Source organism: Pseudomonas sp. GM50 (assembly GCF_000282375.1).
Taxonomy (GTDB): domain Bacteria; phylum Pseudomonadota; class Gammaproteobacteria; order Pseudomonadales; family Pseudomonadaceae; genus Aquipseudomonas.
The window spans coordinates 16,022-34,344 of the sequence record NZ_AKJK01000011.1 but is presented as its reverse complement, the minus strand read 5'-3'; the positions used below and the strand labels follow the sequence as shown (position 1 = coordinate 34,344).

At 57.8% G+C, this 18,323-nt stretch carries 16 protein-coding genes; 5 read left to right on the top strand and 11 right to left on the bottom strand.

Translation table 11 applies throughout. The features are described 5' to 3' along the window. Positions 1 to 26: 26 nt before the first annotated feature. Positions 27 to 938, bottom strand: coding sequence for a LysR family transcriptional regulator (locus PMI30_RS26695; protein ID WP_008005764.1), 912 nt, complete (start codon positions 936 to 938; stop codon positions 27 to 29). A 138-nt stretch (positions 939 to 1,076) separates the two neighbouring features. Between PMI30_RS26695 and PMI30_RS26700 the strand changes: the two genes are divergently transcribed. Beyond that, on the top strand, positions 1,077 to 2,132 hold the full coding sequence (locus tag PMI30_RS26700) for a tartrate dehydrogenase (RefSeq protein WP_007896310.1): 1,056 nt from the start codon (positions 1,077 to 1,079) through the stop codon (positions 2,130 to 2,132). Between the two features lie 106 nt (positions 2,133 to 2,238). After that, a complete protein-coding gene (locus PMI30_RS26705) occupies positions 2,239 to 3,594 on the top strand; it encodes a dicarboxylate/amino acid:cation symporter (protein ID WP_008005763.1) in 1,356 nt (451 codons plus the stop codon). Positions 3,595 to 3,670: 76 nt separating this feature from the next. Here PMI30_RS26705 and PMI30_RS26710 read toward each other — a convergent pair whose 3' ends face one another. The 10 genes from PMI30_RS26710 to PMI30_RS26755 all read right to left on the bottom strand — a co-directional run bounded on the left by PMI30_RS26710 (position 3,671) and on the right by PMI30_RS26755 (position 15,581). Next, complete coding sequence (locus tag PMI30_RS26710) at positions 3,671 to 4,669, bottom strand: helix-turn-helix domain-containing protein (protein WP_007896313.1); 999 nt, start codon at positions 4,667 to 4,669, stop codon at positions 3,671 to 3,673. Positions 4,670 to 4,753: 84 nt separating this feature from the next. Further along, positions 4,754 to 6,232: an aldehyde dehydrogenase family protein gene (locus PMI30_RS26715; protein ID WP_008005760.1), complete on the bottom strand. Its 1,479-nt coding sequence runs from the start codon at positions 6,230 to 6,232 to the stop codon at positions 4,754 to 4,756. 76 nt (positions 6,233 to 6,308) lie between these two features. Further along, positions 6,309 to 7,157: a VOC family protein gene (locus PMI30_RS26720; RefSeq protein WP_008005758.1), complete on the bottom strand. Its 849-nt coding sequence runs from the start codon at positions 7,155 to 7,157 to the stop codon at positions 6,309 to 6,311. A gap of 16 nt (positions 7,158 to 7,173) precedes the next feature. Beyond that, complete coding sequence (locus PMI30_RS26725; RefSeq protein ID WP_008005756.1) at positions 7,174 to 8,826, bottom strand: bifunctional 3-(3-hydroxy-phenyl)propionate/3-hydroxycinnamic acid hydroxylase; 1,653 nt, start codon at positions 8,824 to 8,826, stop codon at positions 7,174 to 7,176. A 21-nt stretch (positions 8,827 to 8,847) separates the two neighbouring features. Beyond that, positions 8,848 to 9,669, bottom strand: a complete 822-nt coding sequence (locus tag PMI30_RS26730; RefSeq protein WP_008005755.1) for an IclR family transcriptional regulator — start codon at positions 9,667 to 9,669, stop codon at positions 8,848 to 8,850. Positions 9,670 to 9,672: 3 nt separating this feature from the next. After that, positions 9,673 to 10,524 (bottom strand): fumarylacetoacetate hydrolase family protein, encoded by an 852-nt coding sequence (locus PMI30_RS26735; protein ID WP_008005754.1) that lies wholly within the window; start codon positions 10,522 to 10,524, stop codon positions 9,673 to 9,675. A gap of 330 nt (positions 10,525 to 10,854) precedes the next feature. Next, positions 10,855 to 12,306 (bottom strand): carotenoid oxygenase family protein, encoded by a 1,452-nt coding sequence (locus PMI30_RS26740; RefSeq protein WP_008005753.1) that lies wholly within the window; start codon positions 12,304 to 12,306, stop codon positions 10,855 to 10,857. A gap of 31 nt (positions 12,307 to 12,337) precedes the next feature. After that, complete coding sequence (locus PMI30_RS26745) at positions 12,338 to 13,564, bottom strand: MFS transporter (RefSeq protein WP_008005752.1); 1,227 nt, start codon at positions 13,562 to 13,564, stop codon at positions 12,338 to 12,340. 59 nt (positions 13,565 to 13,623) lie between these two features. Continuing rightward, positions 13,624 to 14,616 (bottom strand): SphA family protein, encoded by a 993-nt coding sequence (locus tag PMI30_RS26750; RefSeq protein ID WP_008005751.1) that lies wholly within the window; start codon positions 14,614 to 14,616, stop codon positions 13,624 to 13,626. A gap of 206 nt (positions 14,617 to 14,822) precedes the next feature. Continuing rightward, on the bottom strand, positions 14,823 to 15,581 hold the full coding sequence (locus tag PMI30_RS26755; protein ID WP_008005750.1) for a GntR family transcriptional regulator: 759 nt from the start codon (positions 15,579 to 15,581) through the stop codon (positions 14,823 to 14,825). A 135-nt stretch (positions 15,582 to 15,716) separates the two neighbouring features. Here PMI30_RS26755 and PMI30_RS26760 point away from each other — a divergent pair, with 135 nt between their 5' ends. From PMI30_RS26760 to PMI30_RS26770, 3 genes are read left to right on the top strand one after another with little or no spacing between them, the layout of a single operon-like run. Next, the gene (locus PMI30_RS26760; protein WP_032834768.1) at positions 15,717 to 16,556 is read left to right on the top strand and encodes an ABC transporter ATP-binding protein; all 840 of its coding nucleotides are present in this window, start codon (positions 15,717 to 15,719) and stop codon (positions 16,554 to 16,556) included. Then, positions 16,553 to 17,554, top strand: coding sequence for an ABC transporter substrate-binding protein (locus PMI30_RS26765; protein WP_008005743.1), 1,002 nt, complete (start codon positions 16,553 to 16,555; stop codon positions 17,552 to 17,554). Before PMI30_RS26760 ends, PMI30_RS26765 begins: the two co-directional genes overlap by 4 nt. 7 nt (positions 17,555 to 17,561) lie before the next feature. Then, positions 17,562 to 18,311 carry an ABC transporter permease gene (locus PMI30_RS26770; protein WP_008005741.1) on the top strand — a complete coding sequence of 250 codons (750 nt, stop codon included), beginning with the start codon at positions 17,562 to 17,564 and terminating at the stop codon, positions 18,309 to 18,311. Positions 18,312 to 18,323: the final 12 nt, after the last annotated feature.

Genomic DNA, 18,323 nt, shown 5'->3' with positions numbered 1-18,323 from the left:
GCTCTTTGGAAGAAGCCGTGCGTAGACTATTGCGCTTCATCCAGGTGATCGATGTGCTTGAAGCACTCGACCAGGAAGTCGATCAGGCAGCGCACGCGTGCCGACAGGTGCAGCTGTTGCGGGTACACGGCGTAGACATCTGCTCGGGTCGGTGTCTGGTCCTCCAGCACCAGGCGCAAGCGGCCACTGCGCACGTAACGGGCGATGTCCCATTCGGCGCGAAGCAGAATTCCGTAGCCTTCCAGCGCCCAATTCAAGGCCACTTCACCGTCGTTGCAGCCTAAGGCGCCGCGTACTTTGATGTTTTGTGTGCGCCCACCGTGGGTAAAACTCCACACGCCGTACGGCGTTTCGTTTTGCCGCAGGAAGATGCAGTTGTGTTGCTGTAAATCCGTCAGGCGTTGGGGCACGCCATGCTTTTCCAGGTACAGCGGCGAGGCACATAACAAACGGCGATTGGAGGCAATCTTTCGTGCGTGAAAAGTGGCGTCCGGCAGCGTGCCGAAACGGATGCCCAGATCAAACCCGTGAGTCGCCAGATCCAGCGGGTGGTCGCTGATCTCCAGCTGAATTTCCACCTCAGGGTAGAGGGCGAAGAACGCGGCCAATGCCGGCCCGATGTAACGACGACCGAACCCCAGCGAAGCGTTGACGCGAATCAAACCCTTGGGGGTTGCGCGACTGTTGCTGATCAGCTGCTCAACCTCATCGATCTGCGTCAGGATGCGCGCGGCATGGGAAAAATACAGCTCGCCTTCCGAGGTCAGGCTCATCGACCGCGTGGTGCGGTTGACCAGGCGTATGCCAAGCCGGGCCTCCAGTGCGCTCAGGCGTTTGCTCACCGCTGGCGGCGTAACACCCAGCTCGCGTGCAGTCGCCGCCAGGCTTCCCTTGTTGGCCAACAGATAGAAAAAAGACAAATCCAGTGTCTGGCTCATTCGTAACTCAAAGTTATGTATGTAGTGATTTGGAGTAACTCACACCTCTTTGTTCACTACATATACTCCGTTCACACACCGCTTGGACAGTCCGGTCCGACGGAAACAACAAGAACGTAACGAGAGTGGAGTTGACCAATGAGCGCATACAAAATTGCTGCGGTACCCGGTGATGGTATTGGTGTGGAAGTGATCGCTGCTGGCGTCGAGGTGCTGCAAGCCCTGTCGAAAAAATCCGGTTTTGAGCTGGACTTCAAACACTTCGACTGGAACTCCGATAACTACCTGAAAAACGGCTACTACATCCCGGAGGGTGGCCTGGAAGAACTGAAAACCTTCGACGCCATTTTCTTCGGCGCTGTCGGCGCGCTCAATGTACCGGATCACATTTCGCTGTGGGGCCTGCGCCTGCCGATCTGCCAGGGCTTCGACCAGTACGCCAACGTCCGTCCGGCGCGCGTCCTGCCAGGGGTAAAAAGCCCGCTGCTCAATGGTGATCAGATCGACTGGGTGGTGGTGCGTGAAAACTCCGAGGGCGAGTACTCCGGCAACGGTGGTCGTGTTCACAGGGGCCTGCCCGAAGAAGTGGCGACCGAAGTGTCGGTGTTCACCCGTGCCGGCGTTGAACGCATCCATCGCTTTGCCTTCCAGCTGGCCCAGAGCCGCCCGCGCAAACATCTGACCATGGTCACCAAGTCCAACGCTCAGCGTCACGGCATGGTGTTGTGGGATGAGATTTTCTACGAGGTCGCCAAGGATTTTCCGGATGTGAAGATCGACAAGGAACTGGTCGACGCGGTGACCACGCGCATGGTGCTCAAGCCGTCGACGCTGGATGTGATCGTCGCCACTAACCTGCACGCCGACATTCTGTCCGATCTGGCCGCGGCCCTGTCGGGCAGCCTGGGCATTGCGCCGACCGCCAACTTGAACCCCTCGCGCAAATTTCCGTCGATGTTCGAACCCATCCATGGCTCGGCCTTCGACATCACCGGCAAAGGTGTTGCCAACCCGATCGCGACGTTCTGGACGGCCGCCATGATGCTCGAACATCTCGGCGAAGCGGCTGCGGCGAAACAGCTGATGTCGGCCATCGAAGCCGTGACCGAAAGCGGTTTGCATACCCCTGATCTCGGCGGAAATGCCACCACCCGGCAGGTCACCGACGCCGTGATCGAGTTGATCAATCGCTGATATTTTTCGCTGATTCAAAGTAGTACTGCGGCACAACACCAAGGGGCTGATCACTGATCGGACCCCTTGGCATTTCCTGACAACAATAAAAAATCAGGGCCCTGTCATGAAAAGAATAGTTGGCAAACTCTACGTACAAGTTCTTATCGCCGTGATCCTCGGCGCTATTGTCGGGGTGCTCATTCCCGAAACCGGAACAGCGCTCAAACCCTTGGGCGACGCTTTTATCAAACTGATCAAAATGCTCCTTGCGCCGGTGATCTTCCTGACGGTCGTCACTGGTATTGCACGCATGGAAAACATGAAGGAGCTGGGCCGTGTCGGCTTTCGTGCACTGCTCTATTTCGAAGTGGTCTCCACGTTGGCGCTGGTCGTCGGCCTGGTCGTCGTCGATGTGTTCAAACCCGGTGCAGGCATGAACATCGATGTCGCCACGCTGGATACTTCCAGCCTGGCCACTTACACCACAGCGGTGAAACACGCGTCGTTCATGGACTTTGTAATGAACATCATCCCCGACACCATCGTGGATGCCTTCGCCAAGGGCAACGTGCTGCAAATCTTGCTGTTCTCCATCCTGCTTGGCGTTGCTCTGGCGCATGCGGGGCCTCGCGGCAAAGCTTTCGTCGACACGCTGGATAGCCTGATGCAGGGGATGTTTCGCATCGTCAACATGGTCATGCGCCTGGCCCCGATCGGTGCATTTGGCGCAATCGCCTTCACCATCGGCAAGTACGGCTTTGGCTCGCTGTTCTCCCTTGGCAAGCTGATGGCCTGCGTCTACCTGACTTGCGCGGTGTTTGTGATCTTTGTGCTCGGGCCGATCTGCCGTTACAGCGGTTTCAGCCTGTGGAAGTTTCTGAAATTCATCAAGGAGGAACTGTTCACCGTGCTGGGCACCAGCTCTTCGGAATCGGTGCTGCCGCAGATGATTTCCAAGATGGAGAAGGCCGGTGTCTCCAAGCCCGTTGCCGGGATGATCATTCCCTCCGGTTTGACCTTCAACCCGGATGGTCAGGCGATCTACTACACCATCGCCGCGATCTTCATCGCCCAGGCAACGAACACGCCGCTCACCCTGACGGATCAATTGATCGTACTGGCGGTGTTGATGTTCACGTCCAAAGGCTCTGCGGGCGTCACCGGTTCAGGATTCATCATTCTTGCAGCAACGTTATCTTCCCTGGGCACCATTCCGGTGGCGGGTATGGTGTTGCTGCTGGGTGTCGACCGGTTCATGTCGGAAGCACGGGCGATCACCAACACCATCGGCAACGGCGTCGGCACCATGGCCATTGCCAAATGGGTCGGGGCGCTGGACACCGTGAAAATGCACAAGGCGCTGAATGGCGAGGTCGAAGAGGAGAAGCCCGAGGCAGGGCGGGCAGAAGTTATCTCGGCTCCGTCATCGGTGCCGGCCAGTTCCTTGCTGCCAAGTCTTGAAAAAGCCTCTCGGGCGTGAGGTGGATGGCGCTGAACGTTGTGACGTTCGGCGCCATATGCTCCTGAGCACCCCCGCAATTTGCAAGGAAACAGACTTATGCAGCGGTCGATTCCACTCTGATGTCGCTCGCGGTATCACGGAACAGCCGAGGCGACATGCCGAACGCCGATTTGAAATGTCTGCTGAAGTGCGCACTGCTGCCATAGCCCCAGGCAAAGGCAATCTCGGTGAGTGAGCGATGGGCATGTTCCCGGTTGCGCAGATCCTCGGCGCAACGCGACAAACGCCGTTGCCAGATATATTCGCTGATGCTGCAGCCAAGCTCATCTTGAAACGCTCGGTGCAAGCTGCGCACCGAGCATTGCTCTGCGTTGGCGATGCGTTCGATGGTCAGGTCGCGGTCGGCCAGGTGGCGCTCGATATAGGCCTTGAGGCGGTTCTGCTTGAAGAAGCGGAAGTCGTGTTCGAGCTGCTTTTCTTCCTGTTTATTCTTCAGAACGTTATCCAGAAGCCCCACGATACTGTCGCCGATCAGCCCGGCCGAGTTGTTGTTGAGCAGGGGATATTGGTTGTAAGCATCACTGACGAGATGCATCAGCATTCGGCCCAGCCCATTGCGACCGTTAAGATGAACATCGCCCGCTTGCGTGAGCAGTTCGCTCGTCCCCTGGAAAAGCAGGATGAAATGTTCGCAGCCTTGAGTACTGGTGACGCTGAAAGGCTGGCCGCTGTCGACCAGTAGCATCTCGTCAGGCGCTAACGCGCTGCTGTGTCGACCTTGCTCGAAATGACTGACACCGGCAATCTGCAGTATCAACATGCGCGGGGTGTCGAGCGAGTCGACCGCTTTGCTCAGATGGCGTGAATATCGATGGGCACTGGCGGTCATTCGACAGAAACGCAGCTGACCCAGGTCTCCATATTCCAGCCGCCCCTGAAAGTTGTTGTTATGCAACGGGTCGATGAACGTAGATTCAAGGCGCTTGATGTAGTCCGGAGTGCGGCCCAGGTGATCACTCATGAACTCTTTCCACTTCATCAGCCGGTCGGAGTGAACGATTTGATCGGTGGACACACAGGCTAAATTGCTCATTTTTCGCCTCTATTTTTTTATTGTTTTTTGTCGATTGGGCAAAGGAGCTTGCCCAATCCTGGCCGAGTCAGTATTGGCAAATAATCAGAAGGGGTAGTTATGGCCCCCGGGCTGCCAGGTGACCCAATGGGCACGGGTGAACTCATCCAGGGCATAGTGACCATTGAAGCGTCCGAGGCCTGAGTTCTTTTCACCACCGAAGGGCGCATTGGGCTGATCATCGACGGTGATGTCGTTGATATGGGTCATGCCCGCCACGATGCCACGGGCAAAGTTCAAGCCGCGGGCCATGTCCCGGGTGAACACCGCGCTGGACAGGCCATACTCGCTGGCGTTAGCCAATTCCAGGGCATGGGCTTCGTTTTCGGCGATCAGCAGCGGCAGCAAGGGCCCGAAGGTTTCATCGCGCGCCAGTTCCTGATCGGCCCCCACCTCACCGAAGACATGGGCAGGCAGCACCAGCCCGGATGCCGGGCCTCCACAGAGCCGTTTGAGGCCCGCGTTTTCGGCGGCATCGATTTTACGGAGCAGGCCATCGAGCTGGTTCTGATTGACCACGGGCCCAATCACCGTGTCTGCGTTGGCCGGGTCGCCGGTCTTGAGGTTGCGCACTCGCTCCACGACCTGCGCCGTGAAGTCTGCATACAGCGAGCGGTCGACGATCACCCGGTTGACGCTCATGCAGATCTGGCCTTGATGCAGGAAGCGCCCAACCACCGCGGCGTGCGCCGCGATTTCAATATCCGCATCATCCAGGACCACCAGCGGAGCGTTGCCACCCAGCTCCAGCGCAACGCGTTTGATGTGTTTGCCACCGGTTGCGATACGGCCGACATTGCGACCCACATCCGTTGAGCCGGTGAAAGAGATCAGGCTCGGTACCGGGTGTTCGACGAAGGCATCGCCAATCTCCGAACCTGCGCCTACCACGACATTGAGCGATCCATTCGCAAAGCCTGCTTCTTCGAACAGATGGGCAATCAGCAGGCCTCCGGTCACCGCCGTGTCGCTGGCGGGCTTGAGCACTATGGTATTGCCGAGCGCGAGTGCCGGTACCACCGAACGCATGCTCAGATACAAAGGAAAATTCCACGGACTGATAACACCGACCACACCCAATGGTTCACGAAAGACAAAGCTCTGTTCGCCGGGCTTGTAGCTGGTCAGGATCCGTCCTTCAACCTGCATCGGCAACGTAGCGCACTCACGAACAAGGTTCAGGGTGAATTGCCATTCCATGCTCGCTTTGATGCGCGTGCTGCCGGACTCCCGAATCAGCCAGTCGATGATTTCGTCGCGGCGGTTCTGGATGACCTGAGCCAGTTTTTCCAGTTGGGCGCTGCGCTGTGTTGGATGCAGCTGTGCCCACGCCGTTTGCGCACGATGTGCAGCCTGATAGGCATCATCGAGATCGGCAATCGACGCCAGCGGCATTTCCAGCAGTTGTTCGCCATTGAAGGGATTGCGGTCATCCAGGCGTCGTGAGGAGCGACCGGCACGCCAGGTACCGTTGATGTATTGGTCGCCGTTGATGGTGTAGGGGGCGAAATGTCGAGTCGTCATAGTCTTACCTTTGGAGGCAGGTGGCCGCGTCGATTAAGGAAGTTGATGATGCAAAACCTTGTCTGTAAAAAAGTGCTCAGCTTCTGATCCAGGCGCGTCCCCAGGAGTTGAGCGTGTATTCCCCCTGCGGCCAGACACCGGGTTGGCGGGCGGCATCGGTCATTTCCAGTTCGGCCGAGAACTCCAGGCGGTTACGATCGGCATCGACCACCATGAAGAACAGATTGTTGCCCGGCCCATGTCGGCCGGGGCCGAAGAAGATGGGGATACGTTCCTTGGCGAAGCGATCACCCCAGTCGCGGATGTCATTCCATTCGTTGGTTTCGTAACAGTGGTGATCCCATTCGTTGTTCGAGCCGCGGAAAAACGCCAGCGAGTGATGCTCATCATCCGAACGCAGGAAGCACACCATGAGCTGGCCGGTCTGCTCATCGACGACATTGTCCGAGACGGTAAACCCGACCGTATTGACGTAGAAATCGATCATGGCCTCCAGTTCAGTGGTCTGGAATACCACGTGCTGCAGGCGGCCCGGCATGCCTTGTCGGTCGACACCGGAATCAGTGCGAGATACGCCAAATATCGTTTGCCGGCCCTGAGGGTCACGAATCAGAAAGGCACCCGGTTCGAGCAACGGTGAGTCGATGTCTTCGACAGCACAGTCGTGCTCGATCAGGCGAGCACGCAGTTCTCCCAGCGGAGCCTGATCGCCCAGGTCATAGGCCGTCGCGAGCAGGCCACTGTGATCGGCGGGCGACACGAGCATGGCGCGTTGTGGGCCACTGAGTATCCAGCTGTCATCGGGTTGCGCGAGGCTGTCCATGTCCAGCATCCGTCGATAGAAATCGATTTGTCGTTGCGGCTCTTTGCTCGCCAGGTGCAGGTAGCACAGGCGCGCAGGGGTGCAGGTCTGTAGGGTTTGCATAAACACCTCCGTGACTTTAAGGGGTCAATGAAAGACTGGCGTGATGTGCGTCTCGGCTTCGGGGTATCGCCGAGGCGATGCCGAACAACGACTGCAACGACTCGGCAGCCTTTGTTTCGCCGGCCTTGTCGAAGATGGCGGCGATATAGCGGTCCGGGCGCAGCAGCAAAAACGTGTTTGAATCGCCCAGTATTTCTTTGAGCAACCCCTGGCGGTCATGAAGCACCGTGCAGCCAGGTATCGAAGGCATGGTTTTGACATGCTCGGGAAGGATCAGAATGCGTTTGGCTTCAAGGTGGAACCAAAAGCCATGCTGGAGTTCATCGATGCGTTGACGGGTGTGGTCGCCGTACTGAATCAAGGCGAAGCCGGCGCCGATCGAATCATCGAGCAGAGATGCCTGGCCCTGGGCATCGGTGAGCATCGGTTGAGGGAACATGTGCCCGCAGGACAGTTTTCCGGCTTCACCTTCGGTCAGTACCAGCCCTTTGGTGAATCGGGGTTTAGGCTTGAAGCGCATTTGCAGGAAGTAGTCCCGCAACGGTGGCAGCAGGCCGATCAGCGCGAATGCACCGCTGATCAAGCGAGCGCGCAAGACGGTTGCCGGCGCCATGACCACGCCGAGGTTCAAGGCCAGTCTGATCAGTGCCCAGGCGTGATCGCGACGCTCGCTTTCGTATGACAGCAGAGCCGTTTCAGCCATTTTGCCCTTCAGCACGCCAATCAGTTTCCAGGCCAGGTTATGGGCATCGCGAACACCGCTGTTCATGCCTTGTCCGGCATAAGGCGGGGTCAGATGGGCGGCATCGCCGGCGAGAAACACGCGGTCCACTTGCCACCGCTCGGCAACCCTGGCGTGGAAGGTGTAAACGGTCTTGCGCACGATGGATGCCGGGGTGTTGCCCTTGAAGGGCTCAAGCAACGCTTGCAGGCGAGTGTCGCTGAGCACTTGTTCATCCGTTTCGTGCGGCTTGAGCAGAAACTCGAAGCGGCGGGTACGGTGGGGGCCAGGCACTTCTACGACAGGACGGCGTGCATCGCAGTACACGCGTGTTTGCCAGAATGGATCGTCATCTTGATCAGTGTCGACCACCAGCCAGCGCGAGGAGAAGCTCGAGCCAACCATCTCGACTCCGAGTTGCTTGCGCACCGGGCTACGGCCGCCGTCGCAGGCGACCAGATAGGCCGCGTTGACTTCCATCATCTCGCCATCGGCGTCACGAATCAGCGCGCACACGCCGTGGTGGTCTTGACTGAATTCCAGCAGCTCATGACTGAACCGCGCCGTCAGGCTGGCAAAGCGTTCGAGGCCTGTCTTCAGGGTGCCCTCGAACAGCGGCTGGCGAAAGGCATTGCGCTTGGGGAACCCATACAACTTGCCTGTAGGCTCGACTTTGCCGAAGCAGCGGCCGCCGGGCCGAGTGAAATAGTGCACGCCGTAGCCAGGCACCACATCACGCAATACGGCTTCATCCAGCCCGACGGCCTGCATGGTGCGCAGGGATTCATCATCGATCGAGACGGCACGAGGTTCGGTCACGGTCCCGGGTTTGCGATCAATGATCAATGTGTTCACACCGGCCTGGCCAAGCAGGTTAGCCAGGGTCAGTCCCGTAGGACCGGCGCCGATGATCAGCACGTCGGTGTTGATACTGTTGAGGGTTGTCATTGTTATTCCCTTACGGAGGGCTCAGTCCAATTGCTTGGGACGGTTGGCGAGTGCCACCATGCGCTGCGACAGCTTCTGCGCCAGGGCAAGGATTTGCTGTCCCTGTCCTTCTTCCTGAGCACTGTGACGTTCTTGAATCGGGCGAACGCAGCTGATGCTGCCGACGACTTTGCCATCGCCATCGAATATGGGGGCGGCCAACCCATAGACGCCCGGGTCGACCTCGCCTGCGCTGGCAACATATCCCTGACGACGTAATTGCTGCAGCGAACGGCGGAACTGTTCCCAGGTCTGGCCAAGGTTGCTGGCGCGCACCTCATCGGGGTTTTCAAGAAATAGCTGACTGTGCTGGCGCGCGTTCATGTTGGCGAGGATTGCCTTGGAGGTCGCGCCCAGGAACAACGGCCTCGGTGAACCGCGTGAATAGCTGACCTCGCTGAACAAGTCGCCGTGCTGATGAATACAGACCACCTGGTCTTTGAACAGTCGGCAGATCAGCCAGACTTGCTGCTCGCTCCAGCGTGGGAAGCCCGGCTCCAGTGATTGTGCCGCGCGCACCAGCGGATCGCTCAGCCGCAACTGGCGGTCCCAGGTAATGATCCGGGCACCCAGCGCGTAACGCCCGGCTTCGACCTGGAACAACAAGTTCGCCTCGGCCAGTTCACGCACATAGCGGTAGACGGTAGAGCGGGTAAACCCCAATGCGCAGACCATGTCGTCGACAGCCCAGATCGGGCTCTCTTCGGTGAACAGATCGAGTACCCGCAGCATGCGTTCCAGGCTCGACCCTTTGGTGTCGGTATCCTGATCTGGCAGTTGTTGTGATTCAGGTAGTCTGTCCATTGCTCAGTGCTCGTCGACGATGCTGTTGCGCAGGATGCCGATTCGTGAAATCTCGATCTCGACTTCATCGCCCGGCTTCATCCATACCGGCGGCTCACGGAACGCGCCGACGCCACCGGTGGTACCACTGACTATCACATCGCCGGGAGCCAGTTCGGTGAAGGTGGAGCAGTATTCGATCAGCTTGCGGACATCGAAAATCATGTCGCTGGTGCTGGTGTGCTGCATCACTTCACCATTCAGGCGGGTGGTCAGCTCCAAGTCTTGCGGATCACCGATCTCGTCGCTGGTAACCAGCCAAGGGCCAAAGCCGCCGGTGTTCGGGAAGTTCTTGCCCGGTATGAACTGAATGGTGTGCTTCTGCCAGTCGCGAACGCTGCCATCGTTGTAGCAGGCGTAACCGGCTACGTAGTCCAGCGCGTCGGCTTGTTTGACGTGACGCGCCGGTTTACCGATCACCACCGCCAGCTCGCCTTCAAAATCAAGCTTGTGCGAGGCTTTGGGCCGAACGATGGGTTGCAGGTGGGCGGTCTGGCTGTCGGCGAAGCGGGTAAAAATCATCGGGTAGGTCGGCATCTCACGACCGGTTTCACGCACATGAGTGGCGTAGTTGATGCCAATGCACAGCACTTTGCCCGGGTTCGGGATAACGGGCAGATAGGTCACTTCAGCCAGAGGGATGCGCGGCAGGCTCGCCAGGACGACGCTGGTCAGATCGGCCAGACGGTTGTTGGCAATGGCTTGCTTGAGATCGGTGCCGAAGGTGTGTTTGAGCGATTCCAGGTCAACAACCTGATCGCCGTCGACAACACCGTAAGTGCTACGGCCTTGAACAATAAAGCTCGCGAGTTTCATTGAGTGCTCCTTGATAGAGGATCAGTGCATGCGCACGGGGTGCAAAAAGGCTCGGCATTGCTCATGCGACTATGGCCGTGGGTAAGTCGCGGCGGCTGAGGTTCAATCTAGTTGTGTAATTTAATCCTGTAAAGTGGGATTTTTAATAAATCCCAAAATACAGAAATAATGCATTTTCGTGTGTTGTAGGCAGCGCTTTGCCGGCCCTCAGGAACAGGCAATACGGAACATGTCATGCGGTCGGCGATGCTGTGACTCAGAAGAATAGAAGCCGCATTCCGGCTGGATTAATCACAGACTTCTGGTCATTTCAGCGGACAGTTCATTGCTTCATTTTTTGCTCGGTGCCCAGCAACCGTGCAACGACATGCGCATTCGGAACGGGATTTTGATTCGTGCAATGGGGCCGCTCTCCATGTCACGAGAATCCAGAACCACGAGCTCACTACGACCTTCTGCGATGAGATTGAGAAGGGCAACGACATAGCCATCTGCTTCCGCCGCATCAGGGGAGCGCGGAATAAAAATGGGCTCCTGGAAGCATCCGCTGTCACCGGGGAACCAGGCGTCGGTGGTTCCTGTTTTCAGGTTCACATGAGCCAGCAGGTTGAAGAATTGAAACGGCATCGGTCCATTCGCAGGGTTGTATGGGCGCTCTGGATCAAAGGCGAGTATGAAGCCGTGTTCGTACTTTCGACCGATGTAGCGGTCATCACACCTTGGAAACTCGCAGGGATAGTCAGTCAATGGCTGCGGTTGAATGTCATCCTGCGTACCGCTCAGGTCGAAGGTCCAGCGCATCAGGCAGGCCGCCAGCGTTTCGGGTGGCGGCACATGACCGTCCGCCTGTGGAAAGAAGTAGAAGATGTTCCCGCCGGTAACCGGCATGTCTACATAAACCTTGCCATTGTCATCGAAGGCATTGAGCGTATGGCCTTGGAAGCCGTCCTTCGGGCCCTTGAACCAACGAACATCTTCCGCGTGGCCATCCCGTGGCACCACGGCGAAAAGCTGAGGTAGATCGGGTTGCCATTGAAAATGCGGCCCCCCGTTTTTCATGCGTTCGACGTCCACCGTCAACGGAATCAGCGGGAACACTACGTAGCGTTCGGTCACCGCAAAATCATGAACCATGGCCGAATAAGGTGCCTGGAACCAGATCTCATGCAGTAGTTTCCCGTCCGGCGAGATTTCGAAATAGGCCAGGTCAGGCGTGCCGTCCCCTTTGGCTTCATAGCTGAATGCCAAGAGGTTTCCTGTTGCCGGGTCGAGCTTGGGATGGGCTGTGAATGTCGCTGATTTGACCTGGTCGTCAAAATTCCATTCGCCAAGGGTCTCCAGCGTTTCGAGATCCATTGCCCAGGGCATGGCATCTTCTTTGAGCGCAAGCAGGACGCCATTGTGCGGCACCACGGTGGTGTTCGCGGTCGTGTTGTTCTTCGCCGCGAGCGGGTCATTGGTGTAGACGTTTCGATAGATGCCATTGAGCGAACGACCTTCACGGCGCTGAGCCAGCAAACGATCAGTCTTCACGTAGCGGCGTCGCATCGAGACCCTGCCGTCGGCGAAGTTGAAGCCGCTGACCATCCCGTCACCGTTGAAAAAGATATCGCTGCCCAGCAAGGGCGGGTACTGCGGGTCTGGCGCGACCTGATAAAAAGTCCCACGGATCGAGGCGGGAAGGGTGCCTTCAATCTCGAGGTCGAACACCTCTGCTTCCACGCGGCTGGGCGTATAAAGAGCGCCGGAAAATTCAGGGGTTTGGGGAAATTGGCTGGTCATCAGGATAACCTCTAAAGATGGGCATCTTTGTTCATTGATGGGATGGGTCATCAGCAGCCACCATCCTCCCGGGTGATTTCAGGCTGACTGAGGGGATTGCTGGCCCGGAAGGCTTCACGCCTCGACGAAAGCGCGCAACGACCAGGCACGAGATAACCAGGGCTATCAAATAGGCTGAGGCAGCCAGCCATCCGACTGCCCGGAAATGTCCCTCACCGACGACAAGTGCTGCACCAAACGGGCCGAGCCCCTGGCCGATAAAAATGGCGGCGTTACCTAGTCCGGCCAGTCGGCCTGAAGGGTCCAGTTCGGCCGCCATGGAAAGCAGGTAAGGCAGGCTGAAAAACCACACCATATGGATCAGGCAGGCAGTGGCGACAAAAGCAATGGGACTATTGCCATAGACCATGACCAGTGTCGCCAACAAGGCTGTACCGAAGCTTAATAGCTGCGGAAACAGCAAACCCAGGCGCCGTCCGATTAGCCCGGCAAGACCTGCCCCAAGGGCACCGGCAAGGATGCTGCCGCCCAGAATCCCCCCAATCTGCTGCGGCTCCAGGCCAATACTTTTGCCGATGCGCTCTTGGTAAACCCACAGAGCGGAATGCCCAAAAAACAGAAGCACAAAAAGCATGATCAACAGGATGGATGTGAGACCAAATGGCTGGACCGAACCGGTCGCCAAGCGATGTGTTTCAGGGTAGCGCTTGGGCACTCTCAAGCAACCCGGCACCGCGAGCACACTGGTGATAGCCAATAGGGAAAACGCACCATTCACGCCATATGATTTCAGGATCATAGGCATGGAGGTCACGAGCAGCATGCCCCAGAGGAGGTTGCCGATATTGATGACCGCGAAAGTGGCATCTTTAGATGTGCGCAGGGCTGCCGTGGCGTAGACAACCGCCATGACAGCGCCACCGCTTGCGCCACAGATCATTCTGCAAATGAGTAACGACGTCTGGCTGTGGAACTGAGTGCTGGCTAGATTACCTGATGCCAGGATCAGCAAGGCAACCAAGGCGAAGCGGCGCCGGTCGACGTTCACCATCAACATGGCGCAAACGCCACAAGCGACCGCCATTGCCATAAGTTCTGCTGCGAAAATGGCGCCTATTGCATTAAGCGGCAAGTCGAGTTGATCGATAAAAGCTCCGCCCAGGATAGGCTGGATCTGTAGCGTTCCTAGAGATATGACCATCATCAGGCAAACAGCGGCCAATGATTTTTTGCTGTCGATGGATTCGAGCGCGTTCATGAAGCATCACCTCGGGTAAAGGAGCCCGCTCCTCATGCATGGGCGGGCGCACACGTCAGTCAGAACTTGTGGGCGTAACGAATCTGGACGGCGTAATCCGTTCCGGTGCGGTTCTCGACGCCGGTCTCTTTATAGGTGTTCAGCCAAAAGCCTTGGCCATCGCTGATTTTCCAGAACAGGCCCGGGCCGATGCCCAAAACCTTTTCCCGAGAGTCGCTCAGCCGACTCCCGTTGACATCGTCATCTGATAGTTGCCTGAAGTAGTACCCGTTGAGGCCGACCGATACGTTGGGGACCACTTCATAGGAGGCTGTGAAGTTGGCCCACGCCGACTGTCCTGCCTGGGTGTCGCGTACAGGCTGTCCTTCGAAGGATTGTGTTGAACTACTAGCGGGGTCGTTGTTCTTGAAGTTGTACAGGTAATGCAGCCGCCAGCTCACCTCCCAACGAGGAGCTGGCATCCAGGTCGCTGCCCAGTAAGGGTTCAGAGAGAAGAAGTTGGAGCCTGGGTTCAGGTCTTTATGTTTGTCGTATTTACCCGTTGGAAGGATGGTATCGAAGGCCAGGCGCTGCACAAAGACGGGCCTGCCTTGGGCGTTTACGATTGGATCGAACTGGATCTGAGGCCCCACCACGATATCACCAAGGCCGGTGCCGTTATCCTGGAGCTTGGCGCCGTTGTCACCAAAGTCACCGTCCAGGGAGACGATTGGCACCAACAGACTCCAACCCAGGTGCGCACCGCCGCCGATGGCGTCAGGTGAGTAATAGCTAAGCTGATTGATCAGCGTGATGATGTTGATCTTCGGGTTGTCGAAGGCGCCATTATCCTTGCCTGCGTTGTCCTTGATGCTGCGTGCGGTGCTGAATTTCAGATAGGTCAGATGTGATAAGCCGGGCGGCCCCGCGAAACCGTCGTAAAAGCTGGTGCCGCCCAGGTTGATACCGCTTGGCTCATTCACCGAAGGTGGTGGAGGGCCATCTGCTGCAGGTGCGGCAAACGATGCGAAGCTGAGTGCCAGGCATGCTGGCAGGGATTTTGTCAGGCTCATCGAAGTGGCTCTATTCTTGGAATTGTGAGCGGGGTAGCTACCCCTGGCGCTTCGACTTTAATTCTGGGGCGTTTGTGGTGCTTGAGCGCAACGGCCAGAATTGACTGAGCGCGCCACGATGCAGGAGGGGCGACATGGTTCATCGCTCGGCTTCGTCTGAATGGCAGAGGGGGCGGCGATCATCCTCGGCCTTGCCCCACAATGGGCTAAGTATTTGCGCCAGCCTGTGCGGGCCTGGACTTGAAGACGCCACTGAGGACAAAGGCATAACGTTCCGGGCGGATGTAAAAGGTCGTACGGTCGCAGCAGCGGCCGTCGGCAAAATATGAGGTGCGCTCCATGACCAACAGTGCCGCGCCGCGTTTGACGTGCAGGGCGCTGGCCAGGCTTTTATCGGCTTCTTGCGCACGGATTGCCAGGTCGGCGCGAGTGACCGCCATGCCGGTGATCGACTCGAGAATGGAATAGATCGGCTGATGTTCGACGTCAGTCCAGACCACGCTGGCCAATTCGGCAGGTAAATGGCTGCGTCCCAGCGCAATGGGTTCATCATCGACGAAGTGCAGTCGCTCCAGCAGCAGGCAATCGTCCGCTGCTTCAAACAAGCCACGCAAGGGCTCTGGAACGGGCTGCAACGTATGGCTGATGACCTGCATGCTCGGTTTGAGCCCTTGCAACAATAAGGCTTCATGAAAACTGCGCAATGCATCCAGGCCATGGCGAACCTGTTTGGCCGCCACGAAGGTGCCTTTGCCTTGCTTGCGTTCCACCACGCCGTCGTCGCTGAGCTTACCCACCGCCAGGCGAACCGTGACGCGGCTCACCGCAAAGCGTTTGCCCAGCTCCGCCTCTGACGGCAGCTTGCCGCTGGGCTCAAAGTCGCCGCGTTGAATCTCTTCCAATAGCTGATGGGCGATCTGTTCGTAAAGCGAGGTCGTGCTGTCGCGAAGAATGGACGTAGACACTGTCGGTTTCCATGGCCTTGGAGGAGGGCGGTGCGCCTTTACTTCTAAGGTTATAAAAATAGGTTATTGGGACTACTTGTATTAATACGTATTATGTCAGGCATTCCCATTGTAAACGACCTGACGACACTTGCCATGCTCGAAACCATTCCTTACTCACAGCAGCAAGCCGATGCGCTGACGGTCGATGACATCAGCTTCAGCTACCCCAATGGGCATCGGGTGTTCACCTCTTTCAGTCTGAACGCCAAGCCCGGTGAGTTCGTCGCGATTCTGGGACCCTCCGGCTGCGGGAAAACCACCTTGCTGAATTTGTTGTCAGGCTTTCAGCAACCTCAGAGCGGTCAGATCAGTATCAATCAGGCGGCGGTGCGTCCGGAGCGTTCGGAGTTGGGTTATGTGTTTCAGGCGCCGCAGTTGTTTCCCTGGCTGAGCGCCTTGGAAAATGTCCGTTTCGGTCTACGGATGACGGCTCAAGCCAACGAATCGCAGCAGCGGGCTCAAGCACTGCAGTACCTGCGCCTGGTCGGTCTGGAGAATGCGGCGCATCGGTTGCCGCATCAGCTCTCTGGCGGAATGCAGCAGCGCGTCTCTCTGGCCAGAACCCTGGCACTCGAGCCCAGCGTGTTGCTGATGGATGAGCCATTTGCCGCGCTGGATGCCATCAGCCGCAACAGCATGAATGAAGAAACCTTGCGTATCTGGGCCGAACTGGGCCAGACGGTGTTGTTCATTACCCACGATATCGACGAAGCGGTGTTCCTGGCGGATCGGGTCATCGTGCTCAACATCGCCCCAGGCGGTATCCATAGCGAACTGAATATTCATCTGCCGCGCCCTCGCTCCAACCTGAAAACCCGCCGCTTGCCGGCCTTTCTCGATTACCGCAATGAGCTGATGGAACGCATTTCCCAGGTCATGGAAGTGTCTGCGGCCACCGCTTTTCCAACCCGCCTACCTGAGTTGACAGCATGATCAAACGTACGCTGCTTGCCCTTTCATTGTCTGTTGCCGCACTGGCAAGCAGCACATTCGCCGTGGCAGGTGAAGAGAAACCCTTGCGTGTGGGTTATGTCTTCGCCATGGCCAATGCGCCGGCGTTGATCGCCGACAAACAGGGGTACTACCGCGAGGAAGGCTTGAATGTCGATCTCAAGGCATTGGGCGATGGCCCGGTGATCCAGCAGGCACTGGCCGCCGGTGAACTGGATGTGGCCTATGTCGGTACGCCGCCGGTGTATCAATGGTTTTCCCGAGGGCTGCAAAGCCGGATTCTGGCCAAGGTCAATTACGGTCAGGCGGCGGTGATTGTCGACGCCAAGAGTCCGATTACGAAACTGGATGATCTCAAGGGAAAAAAACTGGCCGGGGTCAAGAAGGGCAGTGGCATGGATGTGTTGCTGCGCGGTTACGTCCTGAAAGAAAAGGCCGGGCTCAATCCTGACAAGGACCTGGACATCATCGATATGCCACCCGGCAATATGAACGCCGCACTGGAACGCGGCATCGTCGACGCAGCGTTTTCCTGGGAGCCCTTTGTCAGCCAGTCGTTGTTGCGCGGATCGAGCCGGGTCCTGCTCGACGTCAATCAGGCGCTGCCGAATTACCCGTGGTACGTGGTGATCGCCTTACCGAAAACCTTGCAGGAGCGACCCGACGATGTGGTGAAGCTGCTGCGCGCTCATCGCAAGGCCATCGCCTTTCTCAACGAACACCCCGCTGAGTCGAATCGAATCATCGCCGAGGCGTTCAAGCTTGAAGCGGTGCAAGGCACAGACGGCAAGACCATCGCGCCAGAAGTCATCGTTGCCCAGGCCCGTACCCGGTTGGGCTGGTCAGCGGACTTGCAGCCTTCGGATGTTCAATTCATCCAGCGCCTGATGAATTACTCCCACGACCTGGGCTTTATCGATACCACGCTCAAGACCGACCAGATCGTGGATACCTCCTACCTGGAAAAAGCCTCGCGCTGAGTTCGCCATGTCCTTGCCAAAAGCCAATTGGGGATGGGCCTCACTGCCATTCCTGCTGTTGATCTGGATCGCCCTGGCCAGCCGCTTTCCCACTTACATCCTGCCGCAGCCATGGGACGTCGCCCGCGAGGCTGTGCGCTGGCTGGGCGACAGTTCGCTGTGGCAGCACCTCAGGGCCAGTGTCCTCGAAGAGGTGGGTGGTTTCTGTGCGGCGGTGATCGTCGCGACTCTGCTGGGTACGGCCGGGGGGCTGTCCTCGCGGTTTCGCGATTTCATCTCGCCGCTCAACAGTCTGTTCATGGCCATCCCGCCGATCGCCTGGGCGCCGCTGATCATGATCATTTTCGGCCTGGGTTATGTCTCCATCGTGTTGGTGATTTTCATTGCCGCGATGTTCCCCATGGCGGTGACCATTCAGGAAGGTGTGCAGAGTATTCGCGGTGGTGAAGTTCGCGCGGCACGCACCCTGGGCGCCAATTCCTGGCAATTGCTGGCCCACGTTTATCTACCCGCCTCATTGCCCTTCGTGACAGCAGCTTTGCGCATCGGCTTCAGCCAGGGCTGGCGGGCGCTGGTCGCCGCGGAAATGATCGGCGCGTCCCAAGGCATTGGCTGGATGGTGTCGACTGGCGGGCAGATCGGCAACAGCAGTCAGGTGTTGCTGGGCATTGTCCTGATCGGCCTGATTGCCTGGCTGATGGAGAGTTTTGTGTTCCGGCGTATCGAGCGTCACTACCAAAAATGGCGCGTGCAATAAGCGTTGTTTTCG